This window comes from Amycolatopsis anabasis (assembly GCF_009765355.1).
GTDB lineage: Bacteria > Actinomycetota > Actinomycetes > Mycobacteriales > Pseudonocardiaceae > Amycolatopsis > Amycolatopsis anabasis.
This window is the reverse complement of record NZ_VTHK01000117.1, coordinates 1-8,402: the sequence shown is the minus strand read 5'-3', so window position 1 is coordinate 8,402 and position 8,402 is coordinate 1. Positions and strand designations below refer to the sequence as shown.

Genomic DNA, 8,402 nt, shown 5'->3' with positions numbered 1-8,402 from the left:
AACGACATCACCGGCGAGACCCCGGCCAGCTTCGAACCCAGCCTCGACTACGTCGTCGTGAAAGTGCCGAAGTTCGTCTTCGAGAAGTTCCCCGGCGCGGACCCCACCCTCACCACGACCATGAAATCGGTCGGCGAGGTGATGGCCATCGGCCGGTCCTTCCCGGAAGCACTGCAGAAGGCCCTGCGTTCCCTGGAAGACGCCGAAAGCCCGTTCTCCTGGTCGACGCATGTGTCCACATCGGACAAGGCGGACCTGCTCGCCCGGGCCGCGGTGCCGGGCGAGCGCCGGCTCAACACCGTCCTCGCGGCCATCCGCGCCGGGGCCGGGCTCACCGAACTCGCCGAGGCGACCGGCATCGATCCCTGGTTCCTCGATCAGATCGTCGCCCTCGACGAACTGGCCCGCGAGGTCGCGGCCGCCGACAGCCTGTCCCCCGATCTCCTGCGGGCCGCGAAGCGGTACGGCTTCTCCGACGCGCAGCTCGCCGGAATCCGCGGGCTGTCCGAGGACGAGGTCCGCGCGGCCCGGCACGCCCGCGGCATCCGGCCGGTCTACAAGACCGTCGACACCTGCGCCGCCGAGTTCGCCGCCAACACCCCGTACCACTACTCGTCCTACGACGAGGAAACCGAGGTGGCGCCCCGGAACCGGCCCGCAGTGCTGATCCTGGGCGCGGGCCCGAACCGGATCGGGCAGGGCATCGAGTTCGACTACTCGTGCGTGCACGCCTGCACCGCGCTGAGCGCGGCCGGTTTCGACACGGTCATGGTCAACTGCAACCCGGAGACCGTGTCCACCGACTACGACACCTCCGACCGGCTCTACTTCGAACCGCTCACCACCGAAGACGTCTTGGAGGTCGTGCACGCCGAGGCGCAGGCGGGCCCGGTCGCCGGGGTGCTGGTCCAGCTCGGCGGGCAGACCCCGCTCGGGCTCGCGCAACGCCTGGCCGACGCGGGCGTGCCGATCGCCGGGACGCCCCCGGAAGCCATCCACCTCGCCGAGGAACGCGGCGGCTTCGGCGCGCTGCTCGCCGACGCGGGGTTGCCCGCACCCCGGCACGGCACCGCCTCCTCGTTCGAGGGCGCCAAGCGGATCGCCGACGAGATCGGCTACCCGGTGCTCGTGCGGCCGTCCTACGTGCTCGGCGGCCGGGGCATGGAGATCGCGCACGACGAAGCGGCGCTGCGCGACTACATCGCCCTGGCCACCCGGATCTCCGCCGAACACCCGGTCCTGGTGGACGAGTTCCTGGCCGGCGCCGTGGAGATCGACGTGGACGCGCTCTACGACGGCGAGGAACTCTTCCTCGGCGGCGTGCTGGAGCACATCGAGGAGGCCGGGGTCCACTCCGGGGACTCGGCCTGCACGCTGCCCCCGATCTCGTTGAGCCGCACCGAGATCGCCCGGCTGCGCGCGTCCACCGAGGCGCTCGCGAGCCGGATCGGGGTCCGCGGCCTGATCAACATCCAGTTCGCGCTGGCCCGCGGTGTCCCCTTCGTACTCGAGGTCAACCCGCGAGCCAGCCGGACGGTCCCGTTCGTGGCCAAGGCGACCGCGGTCCCCCTCGCCGCCGCGGCGGCCCGGATCGCCGTGGGCGCGCGGATCGCCGAACTGCGCGCCGAGGGCGTCCTGCCGCCGCTCGGCGACGCTGGCACACCGTCGTTCGTCGCGGTGAAGGAGGCCGTCCTGCCGTGGAACCGCTTCCGGGACGAGCATGGGCTGGGCGTGGACACCCTGCTCGGTCCGGAAATGCGGTCGACCGGCGAGGTGATGGGCATCGACATCGACTTCGGCGGGGCCTTCGCGAAGGCCCAGACCGCGGCGGGGCTCGGCCTGCCGGGCAAGGGCCGGGTGCTGGTCTCGGTCGGCGATCCGCTGGTCCGCGGCGCGCTCGCACCGCTGAAGGCGCTGGCCGACCTCGGTTTCGAACTCCTCGCCGCGCCGGGGTTCGCCGAACTGCTGCGCCGCAACGGTGTCCAGGCCGGGACGTTCGCCGAAAACCCGGGCGCGCAGGCACAGCTGGTGCACGACCGCGACGTGGATCTGGTGGTGAGCATCCCCGCCGGCCCGGTGGGGCAGCTCGCCGGACGGGAGGTCCGGGCCGCCGCGGCGGCCCGGGGTGTGCCCTGCCTGACCACGGTGCCCGGCCTGATCGCCGCGGTACAGGCGGTCCAGGCCGCGGCGGACCGCGACTTCACCGTCCGTCCCCTGCAGGAACTGCACGCATCCGGAATCACTCCAGACCAAGGAGGTGCCACCCCGTGATCATCTGTGGCTTGAAGCTGACTCACGACGGAGCCATCGCGGTGCTGCACGACCGCAAGCTCGTGTTCAGCACCGAAATGGAGAAACTGCGGAACAACCCGCGCTACAGCCAGGTGGCCGATCTGGACATCGTCCCCGAACTGCTCGCCGACTTCGGCTACCGGCTGTCCGATGTGGACCACTGGGTCATCGACGGCTGGGACGGCGCGAAGACCGGCACCGCCGAACTGGCCAACCACGGGAAGCCGGTGGAGATCACGGTCGCCCCGTACCGGGAGAACGACACGGTCACCGATCTGCTCAAGCCCGGCTACCTCGGCGAGTTCGCGATCGGCGACGAGGTCTTCCCGTACACCAGTTACGTCCACCTGTCCGGGCATCTCGCCAGCGCCTACTGCTCCAGCGACTTCGCCGCCCGCGGCGAACCGTCGTTCGTGCTGATCTGGGACGGCGGCACGTTCCCCCGGCTGTACTGGGTCGACCCGGCGAGCGGGGTGCAGAACGCGGGCGAGCTGTTCCCGTTGATCGGCCACACCTACGCGACCGCGGCGCACCACTTCGGCCCGTTCCGCCGCGGCGACGAATCCACCACGGTCGACGACCTGTCGGTGGCCGGGAAGCTGATGGCCTACATCGCCAAGGGATCGCCCCGGCGCGAGGTCCTGGCCGTGCTGGCCCAGGTCTTCGACGAGCACTTCGAGGCCGACACGCCCAAGGTCACCGAGTACCGGCAGACCATCGGCGGCTGGGGCAGCAACTCGGAGCCGTCGCTGCGGTACGTGCACGCCTTCTTCCGCGACGCCGCCGAACGCCTGGCGCCGCTCGGAGTGTCCGATGAGGACGTTCTGGCCTCGGTGCACGCGTTCCTGGAGAACCTTTTGGTCGACCGGGTCACCGCGAAGGTCCGCGAGCTCCGCGGCGAGGGTCCGTTCAACCTGTGCTTCGTCGGCGGTTGCGCGCTGAACATCAAGTGGAACAGCGCCCTGCGCGCCCAGGCGATCTTCCGGTCGGTCTGGGTGCCCCCGTTCCCGAACGACTCCGGTTCCGCGATCGGGGCGGCGTGCGCGCACCTGGCCGCGCAGGGCGGGCTGGTCGGCATCACCTGGCACGCGCGCAGCGGCCCGGCCCTGGTGCCCAGCCCGCGGATCCCGGACGGCTGGACGACGTCCCCGTGCACACCCGCCGAACTCGCCGGGATCCTGCACGAGACCGGTCAGCCGGTCGTCGTGCTCAACGCCCGCGCCGAACTCGGCCCCCGCGCCCTCGGCGGGCGCAGCATCATCGCGCCGGCGACCGACCCGGCGATGAAGGACGAGCTCAACCGGGTGAAAAAGCGCGAGGACTACCGTCCGGTCGCGCCGATCTGCCTGACCGAGTTCGCCCCGGAGATCTTCGATCCCGGCACCCCCGACCCGCACATGCTGTTCGACCACCAGGTGCGGGCGGACTGGGTCGACCGGATCCCGGCCGTCCTGCACCTGGACGGGACCGCCCGCCTGCAGACGGTCAGCACGCTCGACGATCCGGCGCTGGAGACGATCCTGCGCGAGTACTACCGGCTGAGCGGGATCCCGGTGCTGTGCAACACCAGCGCGAACCACAACGGCAGCGGGTTCTTCCCCGATGTCGCCTCCGCGCTCGAATGGGGCCGGGTCGGCCTCGTGTGGAGTGAGGGCACGCTGTACCGCAAGGGGTAAATTGAAAGATCATGAGCAAGCCCGTCCGCCGAGCCACCGCCGCGCGGCTGGAGTATCCGTGGCTGCTCCCGGCGGAGCTGCTGGAGGTCGGTGACGCGGAGGGCCGCCGCCGGCGCAGGGTCCGCAACTGGATCGTCGACACGAGTTGCTTCATCCTCGCCACGGTCTACGGCCTGCTGGCGTCGGAATCGCTGGTGAGCGATCCGACGATCACCCAGCCGCTGGTGATCGCCGACCAGATCGTCGGGGCGCTCGGCTGCGCGGCGCTGTGGCTGCGCCGCCGGTGGCCGGTGACACTCGCCCTGGTCCTGGTGCCGTTCTCCGCGTTCTCTCTGCTCGTGCAGGGCGCCATGCTGGTGGCGCTGTTCACGGTCGCCGTGCACCGGCCGTTCCCGGTCGTCGCCGGGGTCGGCGGGCTGTGCCTGCTCACCACGCCGGTGTACGCCGCCGTGCGGCCGGATCCCACGCTCACCTTCACCGCGGCGGTGCTGCTCGGCACCATGGCCTACGTCGCGGTGACCGGATGGGGCATGTTCGTGCGGTCCCGGCGCCAGCTGATGATCTCGTTCCACGAGCGCGCCCGGCGCGCGGAGACCGAGGCCACCCTGCGGGCGGAACAGGCACAGCGCGCGGAACGCGACCGGATCGCGCGGGAGATCCACGACGTGCTCGCGCACCGGCTGTCCCTGCTCAGCCTTTACGCGGGAGCGCTGGAATTCCGCTCGGACGTGTCGCGCGACGAGATCGCTCGCGCGGCCGGGGTGATCCGGGAGAGCGGCCACCAGGCCCTGCAGGACGTGCGCGAGGTGATCGGCGTGCTGCGCGCCCCGGTCGGCGATCTGGCCGAGGGCGAGGGCACCACCCGGCCCCAGCCGACGCTGGCCCAGCTCCCCCAGCTCGTCGAGGAATCGCGGCAGGCGGGGACGCGGATCGAAGTGCGCACCGAACTCGCCGACCTGGAGGCCGTGCCCGCGAACCAGGGCCGGACCGCCTACCGGATCATCCAGGAAGCTTTGACCAACGCCCGCAAGCACGCCCCGGACGCCGAGGTGACCGTGGCGGTGACCGGATCACCCGGGGACGGCCTGACCGTCGAGGTGCGCAACCGGCTCGCCGCACCCGAGGCCCGGTCGACGAAGATCCCGGGCAGCGGACAGGGCCTCATCGGCTTGACCGAACGGGCCACGCTGGCCGGCGGGCGGCTGGAGCACGGACCGACCGGCTCGGGTGAGTTCCGGTTGGCCGCCTGGCTACCGTGGAGTCCATGACCGAACCCGAGGCCGCGCCCATCCGCCTGCTGCTCGTCGACGACGACCCCCTGGTACGAGCCGGGCTGTCGATGATGTTGGGCGGCACGCCCGACATCACGATCGTCGGGGAAGCTTCCGACGGCTCCGAGGTGGTGCCCCTGGTCGACCGCCTCTCCCCGGACGTGGTGCTGATGGACATCCGGATGCCCACCATGGACGGCCTGGCCGCGGCCGAGATCCTGCGCAAGCGGGCGAAGGCGCCGGAGGTCATCATCCTGACCACGTTCAACACCGACGAGCACGTCCTGCGGGCGCTTCGCGTGGGCGCCGCCGGATTCCTGCTCAAGGACACCCCGCCCGCGGAGATCGTCACCGCGGTCCGGCGCGTGGTCGCCGGCGACCCGATCCTTTCCCCGGCGGTGATCCGGCAGCTCATCGCGCAGGTGGCCGGCCCCGGTCCGGACGACCGGCGGAACGCCGCACGGGAGTTGCTGGACCAGCTCAGCGACCGCGAACGGGATGTCACCCTGGCCGTCGCCCAGGGCCGGTCGAATGCCGAGATCAGCGCCGAGCTGCACCTGAGCATCGCGACGGTGAAGGCGCACGTGTCCCGGATCCTGACCAAACTCGATCTCAACAACCGGGTCCAGATCGCCCTGCTGGCCCGGGACGCGGGCCTGGTTGATGACGCTGAGTAACGCAACTTGCCACGGTTGCCTTCGGCCAACAAACTCCCAACTAATCGAGAATCTTTCAAAGTGACAGAAAAAGTTCGCTCGTCACGCCGTGTCGGGCTTGCCCGCTCGCGCGTTCGCCCTCCTGAACTCCGGGTAACGCATCCGAACCACCGGAGTGGCGTGTCAGTCCGCGTCCGGCAACCGACGAAAGATCTGTCGTGCGGCACTCGCCACGTCCGCGAAATGCTTGCTTTATCGAAGTTTCATTTACTGGTGAGATAACGCGCAGTGGTCGCCGACGGCATTAACGACCCCGCGCCTGCGGCCAACCGGGGCCACTCGATCGAGTGACCCCGAGCCCGTGACCAGGGCCGCAGGCGAGCTGAAGCGGTGTCAATAACTGACGTCTAAGGCCCCGACCTGCCGCCTTGACACACTAGTGTAACTACGCAATCATCAGAGCCGGACGAACTTTAGTCTGCACATTGACTTACTGGGGTGCATATATCTTCTCGATAAATCGCTCGTATACAACCGTGGCAGAAATCCATTCTTCTGCTGAGGGCACGGCGCCAGAGAGCGCTTTCCAGCTACAACCGTTACGGAGTTGACCGATGTCAAATGTGGCCGCTGACTCCCCTGGTCGCGGTGAACACTCCCCGAAGCCCACGCGCAAGTCCCGGACGCCGATCAGCCGCACGGCGCTCACCAAGCGGACCAGCCTCCTCCTCCCGCCGAGCATGCCCATGGACGAGTGGAGCAAGATCGGCCATCAGATCTTCTCCATCTCGGACTCTTCGGCCTGGTGGCTCGGGGACTGGCTGGTGTACGGGCAATCGCAGTACCCGGACCGGTACAAGCGCGCGATCGAGGAGACCTCACTCGACTACCAGACCCTGCGCAACTACGCCTGGGTCGCCCGGCGCTTCGCCATCCAGCGCCGGCGCGACACCCTGAGCTTTCAGCACCACGCGGAACTTGCCAGCCTGCCCGACGCGGAGCAGGACAAATGGCTCGACCGGGCGGCGCGGTTCAGCTGGTCGCGCAGTGAGCTGCGCAAACAGGTCCGGGCAAGCCGCCAGATCGCGCAGCAGAAGGACGACACCCGGGGCGAGGTGCTCAAACTCCGGATGAACGTGCCGGTCGAACGCAAGCAGCGCTGGCAAGACGCGGCCGCGACCGCCGATCAGGATCTGCTCGCGTGGATCATCTCGATCCTGGACAATGCCGCCTCCGCCACGCTCGAGGCGCCGATCGACCAGCTCAGCCTGCGCGTCGCCCAGTGAATCGGGCGGTGTCCCGCTGGCGGGACGGATATTGCGTTTCGTTACCCGCTAAGAGAGGATCGGTCGGCCGTCGTCCATTGGTGTTCGAACTGATGCGCGCAAATTAATCTATCGACGCCTTGCACGAGAACTGAGGTGAGGATCGGGGTGTACTACACACCGCTCGGCCGTACCGCCTTGCAAGTAAGTCGCCTGTGCCTGGGGACGTTGAACTTCGGCGTGCGCACGACGAAGGACGACAGTTTTGCCCTGATGGACGAGGCGTTGGCGCGGGGAATCAATTTCTTCGACACCGCGAATCAGTACGGCTGGCAGGTGTACCGGGGATTAACCGAGGAAATTATCGGTGAATGGTTCGCCACCGGAGGGGAGCGCCGGGACAAGGTGGTGCTGGCGACGAAGGTGTTCAACCCGATGAGCGACTGGCCCAACGACCAGGGGGTGTCGGCGCGGAAGATGGTCGCCTCGAGCGAGGAGACGCTGCGCCGCCTGCGCACCGACTGGATCGACCTGTACCAGATGCACCACGTGGACCGCGCCGCCCCCTGGGAAGAGATCTGGCAAGCCATGGAAATGCTGGTGCAGCAGGGCAAGGTGCGCTACGTCGGCTCCTCCAACTTCGCCGGCTGGCATCTCGTCGCCGCCCAGGAGGCGGCCAACCGCCGCAACTTCCTCGGCATCACCTCCGAACAGTGCATCTACAACCTGATCAGCCGGCACACCGAGGTCGAACTGGTACCGGCCGCGGTCGAATACGGCATCGGGGTGCTGGTCTGGTCGCCGCTGCACGGCGGCCTGCTCGGCGGGGCGCTGCGCAAACTCGAAGAAGGCACGGCCGTGAAAACCGCGCAAGGTAGAGCGATGGTCGCCCTCGACACCCACCGCGACACCATCGCCGAATACGAGAAGCTGTGCGCCCACAACGGGTTGGACCCGGCCGAGGTCGCGCTTTCCTGGACGGTGTCGCGTCCCGGGGTGAACGCGATCGTCATCGGGCCGCGCACCCAGGACCACCTGGAAGGCGCGATCCGCGCGCTCGATCTGCAACTCTCCGAGGATCTGCTGAAGGAACTCGACCGGCTGTTCCCGCCGGTCGGCAAGGGTGGCCCCGCTCCCGAAGCGTGGGCCTGGTGACGAATTCGTCTTCTCACGAGGAGCGTTATGACCGCGTCTGATCGCAGGCTGTTCACTTCGGAGTCGGTGACTGAGGGTCATCCGGAC

At 68.9% G+C, this 8,402-nt stretch carries 6 protein-coding genes; all 6 read left to right on the top strand.

The window, feature by feature from the left end; all coding sequences use genetic code 11:
• A partial coding sequence (gene carB / locus FXO23_RS49795) for a carbamoyl-phosphate synthase large subunit (RefSeq protein WP_158896109.1) occupies positions 1-2,271 on the top strand: 2,271 nt, incomplete at its 5' end.
• Positions 2,272-2,282: 11 nt separating this feature from the next.
• Positions 2,283-3,968, top strand: a complete 1,686-nt coding sequence (locus FXO23_RS49790) for a carbamoyltransferase N-terminal domain-containing protein (RefSeq protein WP_246258628.1) — start codon at positions 2,283-2,285, stop codon at positions 3,966-3,968.
• Between the two features lie 11 nt (positions 3,969-3,979).
• Entirely contained in the window at positions 3,980-5,236 is a 1,257-nt protein-coding gene (locus FXO23_RS49785; RefSeq protein ID WP_158896105.1) for a sensor histidine kinase, read from the top strand.
• Complete coding sequence (locus FXO23_RS49780; RefSeq protein ID WP_179957094.1) at positions 5,233-5,916, top strand: response regulator; 684 nt, start codon at positions 5,233-5,235, stop codon at positions 5,914-5,916. Before FXO23_RS49785 ends, FXO23_RS49780 begins: the two co-directional genes overlap by 4 nt.
• A gap of 593 nt (positions 5,917-6,509) precedes the next feature.
• Entirely contained in the window at positions 6,510-7,181 is a 672-nt protein-coding gene (locus FXO23_RS49775; protein WP_179957093.1) for an LmbU family transcriptional regulator, read from the top strand.
• A gap of 135 nt (positions 7,182-7,316) precedes the next feature.
• Positions 7,317-8,315: an aldo/keto reductase gene (locus FXO23_RS49770; RefSeq protein ID WP_246258625.1), complete on the top strand. Its 999-nt coding sequence runs from the start codon at positions 7,317-7,319 to the stop codon at positions 8,313-8,315.
• Positions 8,316-8,402 lie beyond the last annotated feature (87 nt).